The sequence below is a fragment of the Shewanella septentrionalis genome (assembly GCF_025370265.1).
Lineage (GTDB): Bacteria > Pseudomonadota > Gammaproteobacteria > Enterobacterales > Shewanellaceae > Shewanella > Shewanella hafniensis.
On record NZ_JAMTCC010000010.1, the window covers coordinates 124128 to 148615 of the forward strand.

Here is a 24488-nt window from a genome sequence, read left to right on the forward strand (position 1 = left end):
ATGATTGATTTTCAGCAGGTCAGTAAGATTTATCCTGGCGGCCAAATGGCGCTGGAAGATGTGAATTTTCATCTACAACAAGGTGAAATGGCATTTTTAACCGGCCACTCAGGTGCGGGTAAAAGTACGCTGTTGAAATTAATCACGGTTATCGAGCGGGCGACGACCGGTCGTGTCGCCATCAATGGCCACGACATCGCCAAAGTCAGCCCTAAGCATGTGCCTTATTTGCGTCGCAATATCGGCATGATTTTCCAAAACCATCACCTATTAATGGACCGAAGCGTGTTCGACAATGTGGCTTTGCCGCTGGTGATTGAAGGTTTCTCCCATGGTGAAATCCGTAAGCGAGTGGCCGGCGCCCTCGACATGGTGGGTTTATATGGCAAAGAACGTCATAACCCGATTATGTTGTCCGGCGGCGAACAGCAACGTGTTGGCATTGCCCGTGCGATTGTGAATAAACCACCTTTACTGCTCGCCGATGAGCCTACGGGTAACTTAGATCCTAAATTATCTATGGATATTTTGCGTCTGTTTGAAACCTTCAACGATGCAGGAACCAGCGTGTTAATTGCGACCCATGATTTAGGCTTAATCGCGCGGATGAAATATCGCACTTTCACCCTCAAACAGGGTCGTATGTTGGGCGCACAGGAATTACATCCTAGCGTGCATACGCGCGTACCGACCAATAGAGGTGAAGGGCAATGAGCGACAGCGCTAAATTAACCCGCAGTAAGTTACCTCTGTCTGGGCGGATTGTGATGTTCTTTATTCGCCACGTACAGCAAGCGATGGCGAGTATGGGAGAACTCTGGCGCAACCCAGTGTCTTCCGTGATGACAATGGCGGTATTGGGTGTGAGCCTGAGTTTGCCTGCGGCATTGCAAGTGTTAGTTAAAAACGCTGAGACCATTACCAGCTCGTGGAACAGCGCTGCGGAGATATCTTTGTTTATCGAAGACAATCGCAGCGAGCAAACGATTCAGAGCCTCCTGACGCGGATTCGTACTTATTCCGAAGTGGATAAAGTGCAGTACATAGATAAAAACCAAGCCCTAGAAGAGTTTCAACGTCTGTCTGGTTTTGGCGAGGCCTTGGCCTATTTAGATAAAAACCCTCTGCCAGCGGTCATTACCGTCACACCGACACCGCGTTATTCAACGCCAGTGGGCGCCCGTGAACTCTTAACTAAGCTAGAGCGCGAGCCTGAGATTAGCTTTGGCCGTTTAGATATCGAATGGCTAGAGCGGTTACAGGCAGTAGTGCGCCTACTCGAACGCACTGTGATGGCGATTGCCGCATTACTCGTGCTGGCTGTGGTCTTAGTGATAGGCAATACGATTCGCTTAGCAATTATGAATCGACGCAGCGAAATCGAAGTGATGAAGCTCGTCGGGGCAACGGAAGCCTTTATTCAGCGTCCATTCCTCTACACTGGGATTTGGTACGGGGTGATTGGCGGCATATTGGCGTGGCTGATCATTAATTTATTAGTGTGGTATCTCGATTCGGCTCTTGCCGAGCTGTTGGGCTTATATGGCAGTCAGCTCGAGATGAAATCGCTCACTTTTACTGAACTGCTGCAATTGGTTGGACTGGCATCATTTTTAGGCTGGTTAGGTTCGTATTTGTCTGTACGCCAGCATTTACGGTCGATTGAACCTTCATAATAATCAGTCGATTAAACTAAAAAAAGTGATGAAAAAAATGCTGAGGAATGAACTTTTGTTCACTTGCAATGTCTACTTCAGCGAGGTAAAAAGGGTATCCGCAAACGAGCTGAGGTTGACATACTCTGTCAATTAGCCGATAGTTCGTGAGCTTATTCTTAGGGTATTTTGTTATCGAACCTTAGAATGCACTCGTAAGTAGTCTGATAAATGTAGGAGAGCGAATGACCTTTCAAACGCAATCAATGGCACTGACAGTCCCACAGGGCGCCAGTAGTCTAGAAGCTTATATCCATTCAGTGACTAGCATCAGCATGCTGGACGCTGAGGCTGAGTATGAGTTGGCCAAGCGTTTACAGGAAACTGGTGATCTACAAGCTGCGAAGCAACTGATTATGTCGCACTTACGATTTGTAGTGCACGTTGCTAAAGGCTATTCAGGCTATGGTTTGCCACAGGCAGACCTGATCCAAGAAGGCAACATAGGCTTGATGAAAGCGGTTAAACGCTTCGATCCCGATGTTGGCGTGCGTCTCGTGTCTTTTGCTGTGCACTGGATCAAAGCTGAAATTCATGAATATGTGCTGAAAAACTGGCGCATTGTTAAAGTCGCGACCACTAAAGCGCAACGTAAGTTGTTCTTTAACATCCGTAAAGCGAAAAAACGCTTAGGTTGGTTCAGCGATGCAGAAGTCACTATGGTGGCTGAAAATTTAGGTGTGTCTAAGGCCGATGTGACCGAAATGGAATCACGTATGGCTGCGCAAGATCCGGCATTTGATTTAACCAATGATCAAGACGAGGAGCATGATTTTGCCCCAGTACATTATTTGGAAGATCATTCATCGGATTTAGCGGAAAACATTGAAAACGACAACTGGGAATCGAATGCCCAAGGTCGTTTATTATCGGCCATCAAAACCTTAGACGAACGTAGCCAGCATATTCTGCGCGCCCGTTGGTTAGATGACGATAAAACCACACTGCAAGAACTTGCAGAGACTTATCAAGTGTCGGCTGAACGTATTCGCCAACTTGAGAAAAATGCCATGAACAAGCTGAAAGCTTGCATGGAAGCCTAAGTCGCATCACGTTTAAGGTGACAGTGATTTAGCCATAAAAAAACCTGCTACGGCAGGTTTTTTTATGGGTGAAATTTGGCTTGATGACCTTGATGATAAATCAGTGTTTAACAAGATTAGCTATCAAGGCTTTTCTGTTTACTTTCAGCCCTGCCTGCTCATGATTTTCTGGCCATACATAATACTGTCTTGGGCGTTTGAAGCGGGCGATTTTGTCGGCGAGTAACAATTCGAGTTCACTTGCAATCGACTCTGTGTGATGAGTTAAACTGCCGCGAAGGATAGCGGCGGGGAGATTGCCAAATTGTGCATCGGGGATGGCGAAAACGATAGCATCATCTATTTGTGGGTGCTGTTTAAGCGCGGCTTCGATTTCTTCTGGTTGGATATTTTCGCCGCCACAAATGAACATGTTATCGACGCGGCCAAGGATGTGCAGATTGCCATTTTCGTCCCATTCGCCCCTGTCTTTGGTGTAAAACCAGCCGTCGGTATCGAGTGGTTTTTCGATTCCCTTATCCGTGAGATAACCCATAAACAGGGATTCGCCGCGCACCAAAATCACACCGTCTTCGATTTTAAGCTCACGCTTGGGGAGTAATTTGCCACTGCTGCCGTCGCTTAATGCGGGACCTGTGGTGATCTGCGAGCCCATTTCTGTCATGCCGTAACTCGTATAGCTGGCGATATTGCGTTGCTTAAGCTCGGCGAGTAAGTCTATCGAGACTGCGCCGCCGCCCAGCAATAGGGCTTTGATACTTTTAAGTTTACTACTTGTATCGGCTAATAACTTACTCAGTTGTGCTGGCACCAAAGAGAGGTGGGTTAGCTTATCTTGGTCAATTTGCTGACTAAGACTTAGCGCTTGGTCTGGCATAATAACAGTGGCACCGACTAAGGCACAGCGGTTTAATATCGCTAGACCACCGATGTGGAATAATGGCAATGAGAGCAGCCAAGCATCACCTTGTTCGAGCGGGATTAGGCTGCGAGCGCCTTCCGCATTAGCAATATGGTTGGCTAAGCAATGGACCGCCGCTTTTGGAAAACCGCTAGAGCCCGACGTTAAAATCACATTGGCGGGTCGGGTAATATCAACAGGCTGAGCTAACTCGTTGCTGAGGCGATTAAAATCTAAGGCTAATTGGCTGCAATTCTGCAGATCAGAAATCTCAGCCCGCCACACATAGCGGATCTGATGTTCATCGATTAAACCTTGGATCTGTGCGAGAGGAAAACGAGGTGATATTGGGAAAAAAATCGCTCCGATATCGATGCAGGCCCAATAGAGGCAAATCATCTGGAGATTATTCACTGCAATACAGGCGAGTGGCTCACCCTCTGTAAGACCTGCTGCTCTTAGCTGCTGACCTAGAGCGATAACGCGCTGGCTAAGCTCAGAGTAACGAATGTCTTGCCCCGCCAACTTGATGGCCGTCTGCTGTGGAAACGCCAGTGCGCCTTGGTGCAGGGGGGACAGTGCTAGCGACTTTGATAGACGGGTGTCAGACAAACTAGTTTTCCTCACGCTTGGCTGCAGCCAAATCACTTTGCGGCGTTGAATCAATGGCGCGTTGTGCAATGAGTTCAAGTTGGGCGAGTGTGAGGCAGTGTTTTTTACCCGATGACACGACTAAATCTTGGCTAAAGGCGCTGAGGGTATCGAGTCCTGGGATTTCATCGGGTGTGAGAATCGCGGCTAAATGGGCCAGATCGCTAATGCCTAAACTGCTTTCAAGACTCGAACTGATAATGCAACGCACGCCATAGCTTTGCGCCGTCTCGATTAAATTAGCTAGCTTTTCAATACTGCCGAGCAGCATAGGTTTGATGACGAGCGCTGTTAGGCCATTGTGCATGGCAAACTGATAATCGGGATCGTTAAGCGATTCATCGAGGGCGTAGGGCATGCCAATCGCTTGATAAAACTCCAGATTATCCTGTGGATTCTGGCAAGGTTCCTCTATGTATTCGATGGTGTCTAGGGGCAAACAAGCGGCAAATTCGATCGCTTGTTCTAGTGTAAACCCTCGGTTTGCGTCTAAACGCAATTTGAGATCGGGGCGGGTACGTAAAATGCCATAAATCAGACTCAGCTCGTCTTCGATTGAGGTCTGCGCGACTTTAACTTTCACCGAATGAACATGCATGCCGAGCGCCGCAATCTTGTTATCGAGCAAGTCTTTGCCCGCATCCGTTGGATGATAAATCAAAGGGACTGTGGCGGTTTGTGGGCGGATAGCATCGAGCTTACCCATTAACTTGGCATGCAACAGACTTAAACCGAAGGCCAAGGAAGGGTAAGGACTTTGCTCGGCGTAATCCAGCAGGGTATCGATATGCTGACCGCCGAGCTGGGGTAATAACTCAGTTAACGCCGTTTGCACTTGAGCCAGTGTTTCGCGGCTAAATCCCACTAAGACTTGTTCATCGATATCTATACCAGAGAGTGGGGCGATTTCAACTTCGACTTGTTTATACTCACCACCAACATTAGCGCTGGCGCAGGCTTGCAATACTAATCCTGCCCTGTGGTCGATGCGTTGCTTGCCGACGGGCAATAATACGTCGAGTGGTAGTCGATATTGATACAGGTTAAGCGAAGTTAAGATCATATATTTCCTACATTTAAATGCTGTTATTTACCCTAGCAGCTTAACTATTGTTGCGATTAATGCCTCGGGAGCTGCTTGGTGTATGTTGTGGCCGGCGCCGTGAATACTATGGACGAGGATGGGCGCGTGTAATTGCCATTCTTGGGCGAGGGCGTGGAACTTGGTATCTTGGCTGCCCACAAAGAAATGGCACTCACAGGCAAGTTGCGAAGGCACATCCCACATCGATGCTTGGCGCGCAAGTGAAGTGGCTACGAATACCTCTTTAAGCAGCTGTTTGGGATGCAGATCTAAGACGGCAGATCTTTGCTTGATTAATGCTTTACGTTTGGCCGCAGTCATGTCGGCAAATACGGGCTGCTGATACCACAAGTTTAAAAAATCTTTGCTAGCCAGATGCAATAAACGCTCGGCCCACTGGGTATCATTCTTGGTTCTGGCCGTTTTTTCTTGCGGGTCTACCAGTCCTGGATGGCAGGATTCGAGGTTCAGACTTAACAAGCGCTGCGGATAGGCTTTTGCAAGGTGCAAGGCAATACGCCCGCCTAAGGAATAACCGTAGAGATGAAACGGTTCGGGACTTGGATTAAGGCTATCGAGCCGCGCTATTATGTTTTCGACGCAAAAGTCGAAATCGAGTTTAGCTTCAGTCGACCCTTCAGCTTGATTATCTCCATGGCCCGGCAGATCTAAGCAAATACAATGGAAGTGCTGGCTTAGCGCAGGCATTAACGGCAACCAGTCGGCCTTAGTGCCTAAAAAGCCATGTAGTAGCACTAAGGTCGGTAGTGAAGGATCGCCGTAACGGGCCATGTTTGGCATTAGCTTTGTTTCACCCAAAGGTTGAGCGCGGCGATTTGGTCGCTGGCTTGGTTTTGGCTCACATTGACTTCAATGATTGAAGCCCCCTGAAAATCCAGCGCTTCATTATAGCTATCTTGAAAATCGGCTAAATTATCCACCTGATTATAGGGCAAATTAAACATGGCAGCGGCATAGCCAAATTCTAAGCCGTGGCTGAGTCGATAATAATCGCTGCGAACTTGTTCATTGGGAACCGGCAATAAGTTAAAGATATTACCGCCATCGTTATTGAGGATCACGATCACCAGCGGGCTGCTTAAGCCTTTGGCGATGGCCAGCGAGTTGAGATCGTGCAATTGCGATAAATCACCGATGATCAAACTGGTGGGCTTGCCTTCGTGGGCCGCAATGCCGCAAGCGGTGGCGAGCAAGCCGTCAATACCAGAGGCGCCACGGTTGGTATAAGTGGTCGCTGTGCAGCAACTGACTGGGGCATACATGTCGTACAAGCGTACAGGCAGACTGTTACCAATAAAAAGCTGCTGTTCTAAGGGACGAGTGTTGGCGATAGCGCGTATCACCTGCGCTTCACCAAATTCCCCTTGATCGATATTACGCACAAATAAGTTATGCAATTCATCGTTATAGGTGATTAAGGTATTCGCCCAGTTCGCTGAGGATGAACGATACCAGTTCAAGGCCGCAAACTGCTCTGCATTAGCATGCCAAATGTGCTTCGCATTGTGGCTCGGATCCAGTCTGTCTTGCTCGGGTAACACCTGCCAGTAGCTGTGCCAATTCTGCTCGGCGAGATAACTGATGACGCGTTTTGACAATAAACGGCCGCCGAACACGAGTACGCGATCCGCTTCTTGTAATAGATTGCGTGCCTTTGGATGTTGTAGCAGTTGGTCGATATTGCCTATTGCCGCGGGATGTTGGCGCAGTTGCGACTGGGCATCGGTAAGCAAAGGCCAGCCAATTTTTTGCGATAACGCGATAAGCTGCTGTGGATCTTGCTCGGGTGTGAGTGTGCCGACAACGATCACGCCTTTACCGTGGACGAACCGCATGATGGCATCGTCACTTGGGCTGCTCAGCTGTTTGCTCTTACCGTATTGAGTATACGGGCGGGCGAGTTGCAGCCAAGTTTGCAGTGGTTTGAGGTAAGGCGATTCGGCATCGAGAATCACGCCACTGAGTTCACTCGGGTACAAGGGCTCGCGATACATGCAGTTGATGTGCACTGGACGAGTTTGATTCGCCACTGCCTCATCCACTGTGGTGAGCAATGCCTGCGGTGCGATATGCGCATCCGGCGTTGGCAAATTCACTTGGGTGGCGTAATTCGCAAAAATTCCCGGTTGGACTATGGCTTGATTGGCGCCGCAGCCAAGTAATTCGGGTGGACGATCGCCGCTTAAGACGATCAAAGGTACGTGGGTTAGCCAAGCTTCAACAATCGCAGGATACAAGTTAGCGACCGCAGTGCCCGAGGTGGTAATGATAGCGACCGGTGCGCGGCTGGCTTTTGCCAGACCTAAGGCCATAAAGCCGAGTCCACGTTCGTCAAAATGCAGGTGACGCTGGAGTTTAGTTTGCTGGGCGGCGGCGAGGGTTAACGGCGTCGAGCGCGAGCCCGGTGCCATACACACATGTTGCACGCCAAGACGTGCTAACTCCTCAAGAATAAGGGCGCCCCAAATAAGATTAAGAGTGGCTGTATTTTCGGTCCGCATAGCTGAATCTATTAGGATAAAGATGGGCTTAGTGTAACGTGTTTATGCCCCAAGATGTATGCTTGGCTTAACAATTCTCGGCGGGTTTGTATGGGGGCTGAGGTGGAGCCTAAGCTAAGGCAAGGGATGCCTATCACCTCTGTACAGTGGCTAGTCTATGGGTTGTGCAAGCTGCTTTGGGCTAAATAATATGGTCAACAATCTTTTTAATCTGTCCACTTAGCCACACTAAATCATCATTCACTTTGTTTGGCTGATTTTTTTGTACTAAGAAAATGGTTGGCGCTTCGGCGTGAGCATATAAACGTTCGGCTTCGAGTTGCGACAGCTGACATGTGTGCAGCTCAGCCACATCACTTACCATCTCGTAAACCACGCGATAGGGCAATAACGACAGTGCCTGACTCTCTCCTAGGTATTCAAACAAACTTGAAATACTGGTAATAGTAATTTCAGTATTGAGTTTAATGTTGCTCTTCAGACAAAACTCTTGGTAAGGACTGAGCTTAGAACTGGGATTACCGAGGTCGGTATTCACATAGGGATATTCTGCAATCGTCTCTAAAGTGATTTCCCGTTTGAAAATCGGATGATTACGGCTCGCAATAAGGTAAACCTTATCCATGCTTTGCAGAGTGGTCGTCAGGAGTTTATCGCCAAAGGCGGCCACATCAGCCGTGCTTTTATTGCAGCAAATGCCCAGCGTAGTATCACCGTTAATAATGTCTTGGGTCGTATGCATAGACCAAGGCGTGATATTAATGTGCATCAGCTTCTGTTCATCTTTAATGGCCTGCATTAACGCTTTCGGAAAAGCGTAAGCAATCAAGCCGGGAGCAGCAATCTCGATATGCGTTTTCACTAAGTTAGCATTTGCGGCTCTTGCCTTATGAAACTTATCAGTACATTCAATGGCTTCTTTCGCGATTGGATATAAATGGGTCGCAAACTCATTGGGGAATAGTCCGTATTTACGACGAATGAAAAGTTCATCACCAAAAATTTCCCGTAGATTTTTAAGGCTACGACTTATTTTAGGAGCCGGAATATCAAGAGCCTTAGATACATAAGTTGCAGACTTGTTCTCATATAATGAAACGAATATTTTCAAACTCAGAATATCCAGACCATCCATGTTACTAATGTGCATTTTTTATATCCCTTTTATTGAGCAAATACTTTAAAGAACGATTAATTATGGCGTCATTAAATAAATTTAATGTGAAACATATCTCAACTTCAAAACTATAATATCGCAGTCTGCTAGTGTCGTTTTTAGATTTAATGTTTTTTATATTTCAAAATGTGATAAAGATAAATTTGGAATTTTAAAAGGTGAAATTCATATAATTGAATTTCACATTGGCGATTATCAATTATCTATTTTTATATTCAAGATTTGCGCTAAATGGTAATGAGATCGAATTCTTAACTTGTTGTTTATTATTAAATTGCCATTGTTAAATGTGATCGTGTTCAAAAAAAATAAAACGCTTCACGTTAATACTAAAGTTGCTTTAAAAGAGATAACAAAAAATAAATAGGTTATTGGAGGCGTTATGAATACTTCAGTCATTCTCAGCTATGCGTTTATGTATTTCGTGCTGTTTGTAGCAGTGCCATTTGTTTTTGTCATGTTCGTCATGACCTGCATTAAGTTTTTTAAAGCAGGCCCTGATGAGGCAGAACATCATGAAATGAAACTTAAACCAGTACTGTTCGATAAACAAAGTTTTAACTTTTTTAAATCGTTAAAAACCGTAGTGGAAGGCAAATACGATGTTTGCTGTAATGTCCCGCTAGACACCGTATTTGAAATGGACCAGCATGACGCTGATTTAAATCACGAGTGCCGACTAGACTATGTGTTAATAGATCATGACTCATCTGAAGTGAAAATGGTGATCAGTGATTTTGGCAAAGAACACAACTCGCCAATGAAAAAGCTGTTTAGTAAGTTCAATATCAACTTTATTGAAATGAACCAACATAAACAGTGGGATACACAGAGCCTAAAGCAAGCGTTAGCCGTCTGATCCGACCGTCGGGTTCGGGTAACTCCGAACCCTGACACTCCTCTTCTCCCTTCCCAAAATAAATGTGAGGACTCCCTATGTCCAAAAGACAATGGCTGTGGTCGATTCGCTTGGGTGCAATTGCATTGCTTTTAAGCTTTGGTGCGACAAGTGCCGAGTCGGCCCTTCAAATTAACAGTGACACGACTTGTATGAAGTGCCACAAACGTAACGGTCAAATGTTAGGGCATCACGGCCAAGATGCGATGAAAATGACCTGTTCAACCTGTCATGGCGAAAAAGGCGACCACCCTAAAAAGCCGAATGATATCGTAGTGTTTGGTCTGAAAGATGGCTCGGAGCTTGATACTCAGCTCGCCGTTTGTCACAAGTGCCATACACAGCGAAAACTGGGTGAAACCGAGTGGACACATAATGTGCATGCACAAAAAGTGCCCTGTGCCGCCTGTCATAAATTACATAGCCCAACCGAACCTATGGCGGATATGACGCCAAAAGTTCGCAGTGAGCTGTGCCGCAATTGCCATAGTGGCCAGTAGGGGGAGGTTATGGAAAATTCAAAAAGAAGATTTCTAAAAGGCACATGTGCCTTATTTGCTGGCGCTACGGGCGCATCACTGCTCGCCACAGTGAATGCATCGGATAGTGTTAAAGCAGAGTCAGATATTAAATATGCGATGATTCATGATGAAGCTAAGTGTATTGGTTGCCGCGCATGTGAAGTGGCATGTCGTGAAACCAATCAAGTGCCAGAAGGGGTTTCACGGGTCAGGATTGAGCAAACTGGACCGTTCGGTGAGTATCCGAATGAGTATTATCACTTTAGCCGTGTTTCTTGCCAGCATTGTGAAGATGCACCTTGTGTCAACGTGTGCCCAACGGGGGCTGCCTTTATTGATAAAGAAACCGGCATAGTGTCAGTCAATGCGTGGAAATGTGTCGGCTGCCAATATTGTATTGCGGCTTGCCCTTACAAAATTCGTTTTATTAATCCAGTCACCCACGCGGCGGATAAGTGTGATTTCTGCCGTGAGACGAATCTTGCGCAAGGTAAACAGCCTGCCTGCGTTGAGGCTTGTCCGACTAAGGCGTTAGTGTTTGGTAATTTAAAAGATCCAACGTCTGAGTTAGTACAAGTACTGCGCGCTAACCCAACTCAACGCGCGAAAGTCGCCCTCGGAACGCGACCTAAGTTGTTCCGTATCCTGGCAAAATCCGGGGAGGTGATACTATGAGTGCCCTACATTTTGATACCTTAGTCTGGCATTGGCCGATTGCGATCTACCTGTTTTTGGCGGGTGTATCAGCAGGGGCTATGTTCTTCGCCGTACTGTTGAAACATTTTGTCTTGAAGCAAAACGCCTATCAGTCTGGTTTTATACGTGCCGCCTGTATTGTCGCCCCAGTCGCCGTAATGGCGGGCTTAGGCATATTGGTCGCAGATTTAACTAAACCCCTCGATTTCTGGAAGATTTTGGTGTTTTACAATCCTAAATCTGTGATGTCAATGGGCGTACTGATTCTGCTGATTTACCAAGTGTTTATGTTTATGTGGATTGGGTTAACCTTCCGCAAACCTGTCGATGCTTGGTGTGAATCGCGTTTCCCTATCGTCCTTAAACTGACGGCTTTGCTAGCTCGGTTTGATGCGACGATCACGGGATTACTGGTGATTCTATCCTTAGCATTGGGCGCGTATACCGGCTTCTTGTTATCGGCGTTACCTGGTTATCCCATGCTTAAAAATCCTGTGCTGCCTTTACTGTTCTTGGCATCAGGGCTGTCTTCCGGTGCGGCATCATCTTTACTCGGTGGTGTGTTGATGAATGGCAAGCCTAATGACAAAGAGGTGCACTTTATCCACAAAGTGGAAATCCCACTAATTTTAGTCGAAATCGTGCTGATTTTTACCTTCTTTATGGGCTTAGTGCTAACAGGTGGACAGAGTAAAATTGCCGCCTTTAATGCCTTAGGTTATGGCTTCTGGGGCTGGATTTTCTGGGTAGGGATTATCGGACTCGGTTTATCAGGCCCGTTAGCGATGAACCTGTTTATGACAACGACGTCGAAACGCAAATGGGCTTATGTAGCAGGGACAGCTTGCTTGAGCTTAATCGGGGTGTTGTTGCTGCGTAACTTCATACTGTACACAGGACAAATGACGATCGCTTAAGGTGCGAACGCTTCATTCAAGACGAACAAGATGATTAGAATCAAGGAAATCGACGGATCGCGGAAACAATGTCAAAGGAAAACATTGTAGATGAGGCCCTTGCGGCGCTGGCTGAGCTCTCAAGGGGTAAGTCTAGTCGCGGTTGGTTGTGTAACAGGGAGGTCGCTGGGCAAGGATGCCATATTTTACACTTCAATATTTTGCCCTGCCTCCAAATGGGCCTCGCCACCTCTATTCCTTAGGGTGGCGTTTCTTGCTTTAGGGCCACTCTATTTAAGTTACTCGCCTAAATTATTAATCCACTCACTCATCACTACATGGGTTTTGATCTTGATGATATCAGTGTGAGTGTCGATATATTCACGGATCTCATGCAGGCGGCGCATTGAGGGGGCATGCACGTACACGAGTAAATCCATATCACCGGAAATACCACGGCAGGTAATCACTTCGGGGATCGCTTGGAATACGTGTACTACGTCGGCGCAACGTGGACATTGATGCTGGATTTCGAAGTAAGCCGACACCCCTTCTTTTTGCGACTCACTCAAGAGCACTTGATAGCCACGGATCACCCCAGTCTGTTCGAGTTTTTTAATCCGCTCGGCTACCGCGCTGCGGGAAAGGTTCACTTGTTCGGCAATATTCGACACGCTCTGGCGTGCATCCTGACGCAAACTATGAATGATGGCGGTATCGAATTTATCCAAGGGTGACTCCAGTGAAAATGGCTATATTGGATCTGTGTGCAATTTTGCCATTGGTTTGAATGGCAACAGAATTTACTGAGTATTTGAGCTTATAATTTCACCACACCTTAAGCTGGCCGTCATTTTGATGGAAATAACGCTATTTGCCGTGATTTTGCCGGTATTGGACGTGGAGAACACTGAAATTAACGGCAGATTGTGGGGCAAAATCTCACTATACTGACAGCTCAAATACCACAGAATATTAACAGATGAATTCAAATAGCGGAACTATAGGTCGTTGGCAAGGTGCGGGTCTAATGGTGACCACTTTGCTTGGTACTGGGGTGTTTATTTTACCTCAGATGACAATTGAAAAAGCGCAATCTGGCGCGCTAGTCGCATGGATATTGCTCACCTTAGCCATTATTCCTGTGGCGCTGGTTTTTGGTCGTTTAGCGAGTGTATTTCCCCATGCTGCTGGCCCCGCTTACTTTGTCGAAAAAGCCTTTGGTCGCACCGCTGGTCGAACAATTGGACTGATCTTTTTACTGGTTGTGCCCATGGGCGCCCCCGCCGCGATTTTGATGACCTTTCAGTTTGTGAATGCCTTAATGCCGATATCGGGTTGGTCCAAGGTCGGTGTTGAAGTATTAGTGATTTTTGGCCTGTTCCTGATTAATTTAAGGGGCATTCAAGTGTCGGCCAAGCTGCAATTTGGCTTAACGCTGTGCATCGTGGCCGTCGTTGTCCTCTTATTTGGCGCAAGCAGTTTTCAGCCCGGGCACCTGACAACACTTGCCAGCCATGGTATGCCTGAAATGCCAACCGTGATGATTGCCGCTGGCATCGCTTTTTGGAGTTTCTTGGGCATAGAAGCGATGACCCATCTGGCCGATGATTTTCGCCGTCCGCAGCAGGATATGATCCCCGCTATGATGATGGGTACTGTGCTGGTGGGGGTCATTTATGTGGCTTGTACACTATTACTACTATTAGTGCCGACGGATAAAAGCGTCGCTATGATCGGCGTATTTGACCAGTTGCTCGGTGGTTACGGCGCACAAGTGATCGGCGTGTTGGGGATCGCAAGTGGATTGGCCACTGTGAACGTGTATGCGGCCAGTGCGGCACGTTTAGTGTGGAGTTTTAGCTGTGAAGGTATTTTGCCGCGTTTCTTTGCGGTGAAGAACGCCCATGGCGTACCCATTCGCGCGCTGGCAGCACTGTTATCTGTGATGGCGAGCGTGATAGTGCTGACTTATCTTACCGGACAAGAGTTAGAACACCTTATTGCATGGAGCAACGGTGTATTTGTGGTGATCTATTTGATGGCTATGTTAGCGGCCGCTAAGTTATTACCGCGCCATAATTGGCCACTCGTCGCGCTGGGTTGCGCGTTTTGCTTGGCGTTAGGTTTTGCCTTAGGTGCGAGCATGTCCTATGTATTGGTACTGATATTAGTGGTGGCGCCATTTCTGTGGTGGCAAAAGACCCATATTAGCCGCAAGCAAGGTGTAGCGATTCCTGAGTAATCCTGACAAAAGTTCAATCAAAAAGCCCTGAGCTCTTTTAATGTGAAAGAGACTGCAGGGCTTTTTTGTGCGCTTTGAGGTGTCAGTGGATTAAATTTTTTGATCTAATTTAAAGTCTAACTGTACTTGCTGATTAAGTTGCGCAACGGCTTTGCCCGCATCAAATTTCGGTTTGTATTTCCAATTCTGTACCGCTGATAACGCTGCCTTATCGAAAACGCGCTTAGGGTTCGCATCTAATACCCGCACATTACTCACAGTGCCATCGGCCGTAATATCAAACCCCACAACGACATAACCTTCTTTACCACTTTGCGCCGCATCTATGGGATAACGAGGCGACACTTGCACAACTGGTAAGGCTTCAGCTGTCATCGCAGATTGCGTATAGAGTGTGGTTTGCGTTGGCATTTCAGGCATGAATGTCTCAGGGGTAAAAGCTAAAGACTCGCTGGTTTCACCGGGGACACTCACACGCTCCCGTGCTGGAATGGGCTTGGGTGGTTCGGGCTTCGTTTTTTCTTTTGGTGGTATCGGCGTGCGTTCTGTCATCAGTATATTGATTTGCGGCGCATCCGAGGCTTGTCCTGTGACAGTTTGTGGTTTGTTGATGAGCTGCGCCATAAAGACGAACAGCCCTAAGGTGATTAAAGCGCTAGCTAAGATAAGACCAGTGCGGCTAACGAGTGCGTTTTGGCTCATATTGCTTCCTTACAGTGAGTTAATGGCCTTTTATCAATATCACTCTTTACTGAATTTTTGAAATATTTATTTACAATTTAACTAAGATTGCGCCTTTAGCGTTAAGGGTTCAACTCCGCTTTCGCTTAACGTCAGCCTGCGTAGCGCTTTGTCGATCTCGGAGCAGGATAGAATCGCGTGTGATTAAATTAAGTTAAATCGAGAGGTAAACCTTAAGTCTGATGACCGCCATGCTTTGTTGCCGAAGGACCGCACATTACTGATATTTAATGTATCTCGGTGAGCGAGGCGATAACTTGTGTTCTATATTTTGATCATTCATATAGAAGGAGCATAAAAATGGATTCAGCTGCGTTACTCAATCGAGTGGATGAATTACCCAGGTTACCCAAGGCGATCAGTGAGCTATTAGACGCAGTCAATGACGACAATGCGACAGTAAAAAGTATTGCCACTAAGGTTGCACACGATCCCTTAATCAGCGCGAGGGTATTACGCCTTGCCAACTGTGCCCACTATGGACGCAGTCGAGAGGTGGGTACGATCGACGAAGCCGTGGTGCGTCTTGGGATGCAAACCCTGCGTACTTTAGTGCTTGCATCGGCCGTAATTGGTGCGGTTCCTAAGTGTGAAGGAATCGACTTAGCCCAGTTTTGGGGGCAAACCTTTGAGATTGCTCTATACAGCCAAGAAATGGCGAAACGTTGTGGTGCTATACCTGAAGAAGCATTCACCTGCGGTATCTTGCACCGTATTGGCGACTTACTGATTGCGGCTGTGTCACCTGAAGATGCGGCGAAAATTGCTGAAGCCGTGGCGCAGGGCAAAGATAAGCATGAGTTTGAACGTGAGTTGCTTGGATATGATTCACCCGATATCGGCGCATTGCTGGCCAAAAATTGGAAATTCACCACAGCGTTGGTGGAAGGTATTTTATATCAAGATCATCCTAAGGATTCGGACCCATTCTCAAAACTTGCAGCATTACTATGCCTATCTTACAAAGTGCTGGATGAGTGGGATGCCATTGAGGATGATGAGAAAACCAGTTGGTTATCCCAGTTAGCCACCAAGAAAGGATTAAGAATGGAGATGGGTGGATTGCGGACTAAGTTGACCGAGTTACGCGGTTCAGGGTTCGAAATCGGTAAAGCCTTAGCTTAGGATTTAAGTGAGTTGGGTTTAGATAAATCGCGCGGCAGGACAAATCATTTTTAGTCAAAGACGATATCAATAAGGTCTTAAGACTATAGCGTGAATGTGAAACGAGATAGCGTTTCGCATTCACGCTTTTTTATGCGACGGATTAATCGATTAGTACTTTGATTAAACCGTTGAATCACTGGGGCGCCTGATCAATATGTCGATTGGCGGCGATGGCAAGATTGCGCATTTGAATTAACTCGCTGTGTTTGAGGTACAGCAAATCAGCGGTGCGACGAATGATTTGGTCTTCATATTGGGATAACTGTCCATCGGCATAGGCCAGTTGCCACATCGCGAGCAATAATTGCTGCTTTTGCGCTAGGCTAAATTCAGCGTTAATGGCTGAGGTAAATTCAAACAGTGAGGTCGCGCTACCTTGCACGCTTTTGGCTTCATCAATCAGTATTTTAGCGTCAGCTTCTGACATTGATAGCGTATCTGTCAGCAACTTAGGCAATAAGGCTTCTTCCTCTGCCGTTAAGGTATCATCGGCAAACACCACTTCAAGTAACATGCTCGCTGCGGCGAGTTTAAGTTGATGCGCCTTGTCTTCAGGTGAGACTGCTTGCGTATGTGCTTCAAAGAATCGTCTTAACTTCGCAATCATATTTGGCGGTTCTCATGTTGGGGGCAATATAAGGTAGAGTCGATTGAGGGGCGAAAGTTCACCCTAAGCACTGAGTTGCTTAGGGTGAGATAAAACGGGATTACAGTAGCGAGTTCAGGCCTTTCATCAGTAAGTCAGAGGTGCCTTCAGTGCCATTGGTTTCTAAGTAAGACTTAGCAATGTTGATCATTGGCATCGCCAGATCTTTAGAAATACCCAATTTTTCAAAGGCGTCTAACACCATAGCACTGCCTTGCAGTGATGAGCCTAAATTACCCGCCTTGGATAACAAGCCAGAAACGCCTGATGTTGAGTCCAATTTAGGTGCTGCCGCTAACAAGCTATCGGCATTAGGAATGCTGGCAGCCAGTTTTGAATAGTCGGTTGTCCCTAGGCTTGATTGCGCTAAGCCTAATAAACTGCCTAAGCCACCTTCGGCTTGAGTTTGGTTTAAACCCAATTGTGACATGACGTTGCCAACCAAATCATTTGACTGAGTCGCTGCCGCCGTCGTGGCCGCTTTTTCCGTTTTGGCTTGAGTTCCGGCCAAGTTATCTAACCATCCTGCACTGGCTGGCACCGCTAAAATACAAGTGCCGAGGAAGATCGAGAGGGTAAGAGTGTGTTTCATATGGAAGCGTCCTTTGATGGTTTGCGCACGTGTTCGCAGGACAGTTTAGCGGGTTTGCAACTTTTGTTGCAGTAGTTTTCTGTGATTTACGATTCACACTGGTGATTTCTGCTGTGCATTGCAACGGGATTTTCGGTATCCTTAGCGGCAATTCTAAGTGTTAATTCATTTCAATTATTTGGAAAGTCGCATGTCACTGTCCGCAATTTTGTCAGAAGCCTATAACTTCTTCCGTAATCATCTGGCGCAACTCGCTATGCTGACGATTCCATTACTTTTGATCCAAGTGGGGATCCAGTTGTGGCTTGGCGTAGAGATGAGTAAAGTCGATCTTGAAAATCCACAGTTTGGCGCACCACACATGGTCGCCATGATGCTGTTACTGCTCACCTTTTCGGTATTAATTGCCGCGTTGACGCTGTTTTTAGAGCTGCGTTCTCAAGGGCATAGTCCTTCTGCCGGCATGGTGCTGAAGGCCAGTTTACCTTTCGTTCCACCACTATTATTAGCTGGGGTGTTTTCTGGTTTAGCGATTTTAGCGCCAGTGATGCTGTTTGCTGCCTTTGGTCCTGTGTGGCTGGTGGGGTTGGTTATTAGCTTTTATCTCTTCGCCCGTTTGGCCTATGTGAACTTTATGGTCGTGGTTGAGCGTTTAACACCGCTGGAAGCCATCAAGGGCAGTTTTAGCTTTAGTGGCCCTATCGTGTTGAAAACTATTGCACTATTAATGCTATATCTGCCTCTTTCTGTGGTGGGTAATCTGCTGTCAGGTGCCGCCGCTATGGGCGGATTACCGCTGCAAATGCTATCGGATACCTTTATGTCTTTCATTGGTTTATTCGTTAACGTGGCTTTGTTCCGTTTATATATGGTGTCGAAAAAACCAAGCGTCGAGTAATGTAAACTCAATTCAGCCTGCAGGGAATCACTCATGGGGACGAAAACAGTCATTAAGGATAGTGAGTTTATCCAAGATTTTTCGGCTTCCTTGAGTGATGACTATCTCAAAGCGAAAAGCTATGTGCAGGATGTGCCGACTCAGTCGCTACTGCACATTCGCAGCTTTACCCACAAGCTTACTGAGTTACTGGGACAAGATAAGCAAATCGCGTTCTCGAGTCCGAATCTATACGACAGGATCGAGCAACTAAATCAGCAGCGTGTTATTGATGTTAAGACGACCCGCGCCCTGCATCGATTGCGGGCCGACGGTAACCGCGGCGCTCATCCTGAAAAATATCACCTGACCCAAGCGCAATTGCTCGCGCTGGCGCAAAAATCTATTAAAGATGTTTTGGCGCTAGTCGAACACTTGTATCCCAAGGTTAAAGGCCAAGTCGCACCTGATTATCGTTATGAAGCATCTGATACTCTGACGGCGAAGGATTTATGCTACCGCGCTGTGATGGAAGATGACGCCGAAGCCCAATATCTAGTGGGGATATCCTTTAAGACCAAGGCTCTGATACTGAAAGAGCAAGAGCAGCAACAAGATCAAGAGTTTGCCACTTCAGCTGAAGCTACTTCTAATCCAGAACCTTCTGGCGTTTTACCTCTTACTTCCCACATCAGCGCCGCTGACCGTTTTGCCCGTGCCGCCTATTGGTTTGCCCTTGCGGCGCCTAAGCATATGGAAGCCTTACATGAGCACGGTGTGGCCTTGATCCACGGTTATCAAGGTGTGCCAGAGGTGGCGAAAGGTGAGCAACTTATTGCGACGGCGGCCGAGGCTGGGGTCGTCAATGCGATGGCGTTATTGGGATATTTTTATCTTGTCGGCAGTGAGTCGTTTCGACCCGATAGTCAGTTGGCACTGAAATACTTACAACGCGCCGCAGAGGGTGAGCAAACCGAAGCAATGGCAAATTTAGGTGTGCTGTATTATCAACAAAAAAATCTCGCCCAAGCCTATCATTTTATAAGCAAAGCCGCACAAGCGGGTTATCCCCACGCTCAGTATCATTTGGCATTAATGCTCGCCAATGGTGACGGTTGTACTCGAGATATGATTGCCAGCGAGTATTGGATGGCAGAAGCTGCCGAGCAAGGACAACTCGATGCCATGCTGACGCGGGCACAGCATATGCTTAATGATGATAATGCCTTTGGTAGTGACTTGACTCAGGCTGAGGATTATCTGCGCCAAGTGATTAAATATGGCCACAGTGTGCCCGCGATGATCGAGCTGAGTATGGCGCTGGCCGACGGTATCTTAGGGCGAGTTGATGTTGTGGGAGCCGCCGCTTTGCTGAAGCTGGCGCGACAAAATGCCAATAAAAAAGAGGCTGATATTATCGAGCCTCTTTGGCGTTCTCTTGCATTACAGATTGAAAATGTACTTAAAGTCACTCAAGATCCCGCGGAAATTCATAGCCTTAATCGCGCACAGACCTTACTCGCTTAAGCGCAGTTTTGCTTCGATTGAACTAGTGTTCATCCTCTTTATGCTCAAAAGTTCGCCCTTGATAGCGCGTTGCATTCGTTTCCCTAACAATTGTTTCTGAACCATAAACTTGGCTCTGTGGCTCTTCTGCTGCATGGGCATGTTGCTTGGCGTTTGCCTGTGCTTGGTTAAATTTAGCCAACTGACGTGCCATGTAAAAACGGCTAAACAGGACTAAACAACCGAGCGCAATAGCGCCAAATAAAAGCACGAAGGGCAATAAAAATAGCGATAAACAGATCAGGCTAACGCTAAGCGCCATGGCTAACCAAGCCCGTGGGCCAGAAATTCGGGTCTGCAGCGGGCTCTGTTGGAACTGGTGATAAATCATAAGAACTCCTCGATAGGCAGTGGACATTTAGTGTGCAATAGCGAGTGTGTCTAGGTCACGTTAATCTTGATTAATTTACTTTATTTTACCTCTAAGGCTATTTAGCTGTTACGTATCATCTTGAGATGTGATCTCGAGGTCGCCCATGTTGTTCATCGAATAACAGTCGGTTAATTATATGTTTTAACGCGAATCTTTTTGATGTAAATCTGAGCAACTTCTTTGCGAACTGTACAGAGTATGAGAAAATTCAGTTCAGATTAAGCTGCAGTTTTAACTCAGTTAGCCGCCTTATTACATTGGATGTAAATGTTTGTTCAACTCGCTCAGACACCCTCTTATTTCACTGCTTTGTTAATAAATTAGACGCCAACATGAACTCATATTCGCTCAAGCAAAAAATTCTGTTCTCCGTCGTGGTAGCCCTTTCACTCGTGATTGGTTTGTTGTCATGGCAAAGTTATTCCAGCCAAAAGTCCCAGCTGTTACAAAACAGCCTAGAACAAGTGCAACGCTTAGGTGAGCAGCAGGCAGAGCGTATTCAAGAATGGTTGGCTGGCCGCCAAGATATTATGGGGGCACTGGCGAGTAAAGTTGAGGGTGATAGCCTAAATACATTACAACAAGCACAAGCGTCGGGCCGTTTCCAGTTAACTTATTTTGGGAGCCAAGCGGGGCAAATGCTGGATTCTGATCCGAGTATAGACCGAACGGGCTATGATCCCCGTAGCCGCCCTTGGTATCAACAAGCCACCAGTGAGCGCGGTCTTATTTTGACAAAACCATACGTGGATGTGGCTTATAACATTCTGGTTGTAACTATGGCGCAGCCTACCGCGCAAGGTGTTGTCGGTGGTGACTTATCTATCGCAAGCCTAGTGGACGGTGTTAATCGGATGAAGTTGCCGGCCAACGGTTATGCCATCATGATGCACAAAGACGGCACGGTTATCGCTTATAAAGATCAAGCTAAGACGATGAAACCTATAGGTGATATCGACAATGAGCTGAATCGTAACTTGCCTGAACAGAGTCGTGCATCTGGCACTCTGTTACCTATGTATTTTGAAAATGAAGGACGCGACAAGTTAGTTTGGAGCGTTGATATTCCTAATACAGATTGGGAATTAGTGTTAGTGCTTGATAAGGAAACGCTAGAAGCGCCACTCACGAGCCTGTTACTTACCCAACTGGGGCTATCGGCACTTGTATTGCTGTTGAGTGTGTTAGCGATTTCTTGGTTAGTTGGCATGTTACTGGGTCCATTGAGCCGAGTATCGCAGGCACTGGCGCGTATCGCCGATGGTAACGGTGATTTAACTCAGCGTATTTCCGTCGATACTCAAGATGAAGTGGGCGTACTTGCCGACAGCTTTAACCGTTTTGTCGGTAGTCAACATCAGTTGATCAGCCATATCCGTCAGTTAGCGAATGAATTAGATGCTGATGCTGAACGTAGTCTTACCACCACGCAAACCTCGGTGGCTGAACTGCAACGTCAGCAACAGGAAGTGGCTATGGTTGCGACCGCAGTAACTGAAATGGCGAGTGCGACCAATGAGATTGCGGCCAATGCTGAAAACACGGCGACGGCGGCTCAACAATCTGCAGCCAGCAGTTTACAGGGTAAAGAGTTAGTCAATAAAACCCGTAACTCGATTAATTCGTTGGCCGATGAAGTCACTCAAGCGACCGATGTCATTGGGGATTTGAGCCGTCATGCTCAATCAATTTCAAGCATTCTAGCAACGATTCAAGGGATTGCAGAGCAAACCAACTTATTAGCGCTTAACGCGGCTATTGAAGCGGCTCGTGCTGGTGAACAGGGCCGTGGCTTTGCCGTGGTCGCCGATGAAGTGCGTGTACTGTCACGCCGTACTCAGGATTCGACCCAAGAAGTGCACACCACGATTGAAACGCTGCAACGTACGACCGCTAGAGCCGTCAGCTTGATGGAAAGCAGCCAAGCATTAGCGGGTCACAGTGTTGATGATGCGAATGCGGCGGCAAAAGCCCTTGAAGAGATTACACAAGCGGTCAACGTGATTTCAGATATGGCAGGCCAAATTGCGACTGCAGCGGAAGAGCAGACTCAAGTGACGGGGGAAATCACCCAAAATACGGTTGCGATTAAAGATGTGACCGATGAGATTACCGCCTCGGCCATGGCTGATTTGGCACAGGCGCGAGACTTAAAAGCCCGTGCTAACGATCTTAATGCACAGGTCGCGACCTTTATTCTATAGCCTAAGCTTAAAATAGTGAATTGTGTAGTTTTATATAAAAGTGTCATGTAATAAAATGACACTTTATTTTTATAGCTAGATATTTTTATAAGTAATCAATATTGCTAATTGAATTTAATTCTTAACAATAAGCATTAATATGCGATTTTTTAAATTTCATGCAATCTATAGTGCATATTTAAATCTGGATAAATTTTAATTTCTATTAAACAGGATACCAGTGCTCAGACGTGTACGTTGATTTCCCTTGGCTTTTATTGTGAATTTGTTTATTTTTACGAACAGGAGTGAGTTCATTCGCTGTCATTTTGACGTATCTAAGTAAACTAAGCGCTACTGGAAGCAGTTATTTTTCTGGTCGGCATAATTATCCTGTTTTTATTTGTGAAATATATTATGAAATCATATTCATTAAGGCAGAAAATCCTTTCATCTGTAATTCTTGCTCTTTCAGCAGTTATTTTACTGTTATCTTGGCAAAGTTATACAAGTCAGAAGAAAGTACTGTTAGACGTAAACTTAGAACAGGCTCAACGTCTTGGAGACCAGCAAGCGTTACTGATTGGTGAGTGGCTTGCAAGTCGCCAGCAAATTGTTAAAGGAATCAGTGGGCAGTTGAATAATGACATTGTGCAAGCAATGAAACAGGCTAAACAATCGGGAGGATTTGAATCGACATATTTTGGTGAGTCTAACGGTAATATGAGAGACTCAGAGCCAGCAACTGACTATACAAATTATGATCCTCGTACACGACCTTGGTATCAAGAGGCTACGCGAACCGGTGGGAGTGTATTAACTCGACCTTATCTCGATACTGCTTTTAACATTCTAGTTGTGACTTTGGCCGAGCCTGTTGCTGGTGGAGTTATTGCAGGAGACTTGTCGATCAGTAATCTCATCGAAGAAGTTAATCGGATGAAGTTACCGGCTAATGGTTATGCAGTCATGATGCACAAAGATGGCACGATTATCGCTTATAAAGATCAAGCTAAGACGATGAAACCAGTAGGTGATATCGACAACGAACTGAATAACAGCTTACCGGAATTAAGCCGTAAAGCTGGTGCTTTGTTGCCTATGTATTTTGAAGGTGAAGCCCGTGACAAATTGGTCTGGGGCGTCGATATTCCTAATACAGATTGGGAATTAGTGCTAGTGCTTGATAAGGAAACACTAGAAGCGCCACTGTCGAGCTTGTTACTCACTCAGTTTGGGCTATCTGCACTCGTGTTGATTTTAAGTGTATTAGCCATTTCTTGGTTAGTAAGTGTCCTGCTTGGTCCTTTGAGCCGAGTTTCGCAGGCACTGGCGCGTATCGCCGATGGTAACGGTGATTTAACTCAGCGTATTTCAGTCGACACTCAAGATGAAGTGGGCGTACTTGCCGACAGCTTTAACCGTTTTGTGGGTAGTCAACATCAGTTGATCAGCCATATCCGTCAGTTAGCGAATGAGTTAGATGCTGATGCTGAACGTAGTCTTACCACCACGCAAACCTCGGTGGCTGAACTGCAACGTCAGCAACAGGAAGTGGCTATGGTCGCGACCGCAGTAACTGAAATGGCGAGTGCGACCAATGAGATTGCGGCCAATGCTGAAAACACGGCGACGGCGGCTCAACAATCTGCAGCCAGCAGTTTACAGGGTAAAGAGTTAGTCAATAAAACCCGTAACTCGATTAATTCGTTGGCCGATGAAGTCACTCAAGCGACCGATGTCATTGGGGATTTGAGCCGTCATGCTCAATCAATTTCAAGCATTCTAGCGACGATTCAAGGGATTGCAGAGCAAACCAACTTATTAGCGCTTAACGCGGCTATTGAAGCGGCTCGTGCTGGTGAACAGGGCCGTGGCTTTGCCGTGGTCGCCGATGAAGTGCGTGTACTGTCACGCCGTACTCAGGATTCTACCCAGGAAGTGCATACCACGATTGAAACGCTGCAACGCACCAGTGCTAGAGCCGTCAGTTT

Annotated in this window: 23 protein-coding genes; 13 read left to right on the forward strand and 10 right to left on the reverse strand. The window is 46.7% G+C overall.

The features are described from left to right. The 3 genes from ftsE (at position 1) to rpoH (ending at position 2758) form a co-directional block, all read left to right on the forward strand. Positions 1-714, forward strand: a complete 714-nt coding sequence (gene ftsE, locus NE536_RS07835) for a cell division ATP-binding protein FtsE (protein ID WP_106649042.1) — start codon at positions 1-3, stop codon at positions 712-714. Further along, positions 711-1676 (forward strand): permease-like cell division protein FtsX, encoded by a 966-nt coding sequence (gene ftsX, locus NE536_RS07840; RefSeq protein WP_006079633.1) that lies wholly within the window; start codon positions 711-713, stop codon positions 1674-1676. The genes ftsE and ftsX overlap by 4 nt, the downstream gene beginning before the upstream one ends. A 224-nt stretch (positions 1677-1900) precedes the next feature. Then, positions 1901-2758, forward strand: a complete 858-nt coding sequence (gene rpoH / locus NE536_RS07845; protein WP_006079635.1) for an RNA polymerase sigma factor RpoH — start codon at positions 1901-1903, stop codon at positions 2756-2758. 100 nt (positions 2759-2858) lie between these two features. Here rpoH and menE read toward each other — a convergent pair whose 3' ends face one another. The 5 genes from menE to NE536_RS07870 form a co-directional block, all read right to left on the reverse strand. Further along, entirely contained in the window at positions 2859-4271 is a 1413-nt protein-coding gene (gene menE, locus NE536_RS07850; RefSeq protein ID WP_261272355.1) for an o-succinylbenzoate--CoA ligase, read from the reverse strand. A gap of 1 nt (position 4272) precedes the next feature. Then, a complete protein-coding gene (gene menC, locus NE536_RS07855) occupies positions 4273-5373 on the reverse strand; it encodes an o-succinylbenzoate synthase (protein WP_261272356.1) in 1101 nt (366 codons plus the stop codon). Positions 5374-5400: 27 nt separating this feature from the next. Further along, positions 5401-6195, reverse strand: a complete 795-nt coding sequence (gene menH / locus NE536_RS07860) for a 2-succinyl-6-hydroxy-2,4-cyclohexadiene-1-carboxylate synthase (RefSeq protein WP_261272357.1) — start codon at positions 6193-6195, stop codon at positions 5401-5403. Next, positions 6195-7916: a 2-succinyl-5-enolpyruvyl-6-hydroxy-3-cyclohexene-1-carboxylic-acid synthase gene (menD, locus tag NE536_RS07865; protein ID WP_259510999.1), complete on the reverse strand. Its 1722-nt coding sequence runs from the start codon at positions 7914-7916 to the stop codon at positions 6195-6197. Before menD ends, menH begins: the two co-directional genes overlap by 1 nt. A 181-nt stretch (positions 7917-8097) precedes the next feature. Further along, positions 8098-9066: a LysR family transcriptional regulator gene (locus tag NE536_RS07870; protein WP_261272358.1), complete on the reverse strand. Its 969-nt coding sequence runs from the start codon at positions 9064-9066 to the stop codon at positions 8098-8100. A 409-nt stretch (positions 9067-9475) separates the two neighbouring features. Between NE536_RS07870 and NE536_RS07875 the strand changes: the two genes are divergently transcribed. The 4 genes from NE536_RS07875 to nrfD all read left to right on the forward strand — a co-directional run bounded on the left by NE536_RS07875 (position 9476) and on the right by nrfD (position 12125). Then, positions 9476-9952 (forward strand): DUF2726 domain-containing protein, encoded by a 477-nt coding sequence (locus NE536_RS07875; protein WP_006079641.1) that lies wholly within the window; start codon positions 9476-9478, stop codon positions 9950-9952. Positions 9953-10029: 77 nt separating this feature from the next. Continuing rightward, complete coding sequence (locus NE536_RS07880) at positions 10030-10491, forward strand: nitrite reductase (protein ID WP_261272359.1); 462 nt, start codon at positions 10030-10032, stop codon at positions 10489-10491. A gap of 9 nt (positions 10492-10500) precedes the next feature. After that, positions 10501-11187, forward strand: a complete 687-nt coding sequence (locus tag NE536_RS07885; protein ID WP_220591421.1) for a 4Fe-4S dicluster domain-containing protein — start codon at positions 10501-10503, stop codon at positions 11185-11187. After that, positions 11184-12125 carry a cytochrome c nitrite reductase subunit NrfD gene (nrfD, locus tag NE536_RS07890; RefSeq protein WP_261272360.1) on the forward strand — a complete coding sequence of 314 codons (942 nt, stop codon included), beginning with the start codon at positions 11184-11186 and terminating at the stop codon, positions 12123-12125. Before NE536_RS07885 ends, nrfD begins: the two co-directional genes overlap by 4 nt. A 278-nt stretch (positions 12126-12403) precedes the next feature. Here nrfD and NE536_RS07895 read toward each other — a convergent pair whose 3' ends face one another. Further along, positions 12404-12835: an Lrp/AsnC family transcriptional regulator gene (locus tag NE536_RS07895; protein ID WP_006079646.1), complete on the reverse strand. Its 432-nt coding sequence runs from the start codon at positions 12833-12835 to the stop codon at positions 12404-12406. A gap of 251 nt (positions 12836-13086) precedes the next feature. On the opposite strand from NE536_RS07895, the gene yjeH reads away from it, so the two are divergent. Beyond that, positions 13087-14349, forward strand: a complete 1263-nt coding sequence (yjeH, locus tag NE536_RS07900; RefSeq protein WP_261272361.1) for an L-methionine/branched-chain amino acid transporter — start codon at positions 13087-13089, stop codon at positions 14347-14349. A gap of 90 nt (positions 14350-14439) precedes the next feature. Here yjeH and NE536_RS07905 read toward each other — a convergent pair whose 3' ends face one another. Continuing rightward, positions 14440-15051 carry an energy transducer TonB gene (locus tag NE536_RS07905; protein ID WP_106649054.1) on the reverse strand — a complete coding sequence of 204 codons (612 nt, stop codon included), beginning with the start codon at positions 15049-15051 and terminating at the stop codon, positions 14440-14442. A gap of 339 nt (positions 15052-15390) precedes the next feature. Here NE536_RS07905 and NE536_RS07910 point away from each other — a divergent pair, with 339 nt between their 5' ends. Then, positions 15391-16215, forward strand: a complete 825-nt coding sequence (locus NE536_RS07910; RefSeq protein WP_261272362.1) for an HDOD domain-containing protein — start codon at positions 15391-15393, stop codon at positions 16213-16215. 175 nt (positions 16216-16390) lie between these two features. Here the strand turns inward: NE536_RS07910 and NE536_RS07915 are convergent, their stop codons facing one another. Both NE536_RS07915 and NE536_RS07920 read right to left on the reverse strand, forming a co-directional pair. Beyond that, positions 16391-16864: a tellurite resistance TerB family protein gene (locus tag NE536_RS07915; RefSeq protein WP_011845463.1), complete on the reverse strand. Its 474-nt coding sequence runs from the start codon at positions 16862-16864 to the stop codon at positions 16391-16393. Between the two features lie 100 nt (positions 16865-16964). Further along, entirely contained in the window at positions 16965-17495 is a 531-nt protein-coding gene (locus NE536_RS07920) for a DUF2780 domain-containing protein (protein WP_261272363.1), read from the reverse strand. A gap of 190 nt (positions 17496-17685) precedes the next feature. Between NE536_RS07920 and NE536_RS07925 the strand changes: the two genes are divergently transcribed. Both NE536_RS07925 and NE536_RS07930 read left to right on the forward strand, forming a co-directional pair. Next, a complete protein-coding gene (locus NE536_RS07925; protein WP_106649058.1) occupies positions 17686-18393 on the forward strand; it encodes a hypothetical protein in 708 nt (235 codons plus the stop codon). 33 nt (positions 18394-18426) lie between these two features. Then, positions 18427-19899, forward strand: a complete 1473-nt coding sequence (locus NE536_RS07930; RefSeq protein WP_261272364.1) for a DUF4145 domain-containing protein — start codon at positions 18427-18429, stop codon at positions 19897-19899. A gap of 22 nt (positions 19900-19921) precedes the next feature. Here NE536_RS07930 and NE536_RS07935 read toward each other — a convergent pair whose 3' ends face one another. Further along, complete coding sequence (locus NE536_RS07935) at positions 19922-20269, reverse strand: hypothetical protein (protein ID WP_106649060.1); 348 nt, start codon at positions 20267-20269, stop codon at positions 19922-19924. A 374-nt stretch (positions 20270-20643) separates the two neighbouring features. Between NE536_RS07935 and NE536_RS07940 the strand changes: the two genes are divergently transcribed. Both NE536_RS07940 and NE536_RS07945 read left to right on the forward strand, forming a co-directional pair. Then, positions 20644-22515: a methyl-accepting chemotaxis protein gene (locus tag NE536_RS07940; RefSeq protein ID WP_261272365.1), complete on the forward strand. Its 1872-nt coding sequence runs from the start codon at positions 20644-20646 to the stop codon at positions 22513-22515. 396 nt (positions 22516-22911) lie between these two features. After that, positions 22912-24488, forward strand: a 1577-nt coding sequence (locus NE536_RS07945) for a methyl-accepting chemotaxis protein (protein ID WP_261272366.1), incomplete at its 3' end; no start/stop codon positions are given.

Coding starts and splice junctions, on each gene's coding strand:
- ftsE (WP_106649042.1), top strand. CDS start 1: ATGATTGATTTTCAGCAGGTCAGTAAGATTTATCCTGGCGGCCAAATG.
- ftsX (WP_006079633.1), top strand. CDS start 711: ATGAGCGACAGCGCTAAATTAACCCGCAGTAAGTTACCTCTGTCTGGG.
- rpoH (WP_006079635.1), top strand. CDS start 1,901: ATGACCTTTCAAACGCAATCAATGGCACTGACAGTCCCACAGGGCGCC.
- menC (WP_261272356.1), bottom strand. CDS start 5,373: ATGATCTTAACTTCGCTTAACCTGTATCAATATCGACTACCACTCGAC.
- menH (WP_261272357.1), bottom strand. CDS start 6,195: ATGCCAAACATGGCCCGTTACGGCGATCCTTCACTACCGACCTTAGTG.
- menD (WP_259510999.1), bottom strand. CDS start 7,916: ATGCGGACCGAAAATACAGCCACTCTTAATCTTATTTGGGGCGCCCTT.
- NE536_RS07870 (WP_261272358.1), bottom strand. CDS start 9,066: ATGCACATTAGTAACATGGATGGTCTGGATATTCTGAGTTTGAAAATA.
- NE536_RS07875 (WP_006079641.1), top strand. CDS start 9,476: ATGAATACTTCAGTCATTCTCAGCTATGCGTTTATGTATTTCGTGCTG.
- NE536_RS07880 (WP_261272359.1), top strand. CDS start 10,030: ATGTCCAAAAGACAATGGCTGTGGTCGATTCGCTTGGGTGCAATTGCA.
- NE536_RS07885 (WP_220591421.1), top strand. CDS start 10,501: ATGGAAAATTCAAAAAGAAGATTTCTAAAAGGCACATGTGCCTTATTT.
- nrfD (WP_261272360.1), top strand. CDS start 11,184: ATGAGTGCCCTACATTTTGATACCTTAGTCTGGCATTGGCCGATTGCG.
- yjeH (WP_261272361.1), top strand. CDS start 13,087: ATGAATTCAAATAGCGGAACTATAGGTCGTTGGCAAGGTGCGGGTCTA.
- NE536_RS07905 (WP_106649054.1), bottom strand. CDS start 15,051: ATGAGCCAAAACGCACTCGTTAGCCGCACTGGTCTTATCTTAGCTAGC.
- NE536_RS07910 (WP_261272362.1), top strand. CDS start 15,391: ATGGATTCAGCTGCGTTACTCAATCGAGTGGATGAATTACCCAGGTTA.
- NE536_RS07915 (WP_011845463.1), bottom strand. CDS start 16,864: ATGATTGCGAAGTTAAGACGATTCTTTGAAGCACATACGCAAGCAGTC.
- NE536_RS07920 (WP_261272363.1), bottom strand. CDS start 17,495: ATGAAACACACTCTTACCCTCTCGATCTTCCTCGGCACTTGTATTTTA.
- NE536_RS07925 (WP_106649058.1), top strand. CDS start 17,686: ATGTCACTGTCCGCAATTTTGTCAGAAGCCTATAACTTCTTCCGTAAT.
- NE536_RS07930 (WP_261272364.1), top strand. CDS start 18,427: ATGGGGACGAAAACAGTCATTAAGGATAGTGAGTTTATCCAAGATTTT.
- NE536_RS07935 (WP_106649060.1), bottom strand. CDS start 20,269: ATGATTTATCACCAGTTCCAACAGAGCCCGCTGCAGACCCGAATTTCT.
- NE536_RS07940 (WP_261272365.1), top strand. CDS start 20,644: ATGAACTCATATTCGCTCAAGCAAAAAATTCTGTTCTCCGTCGTGGTA.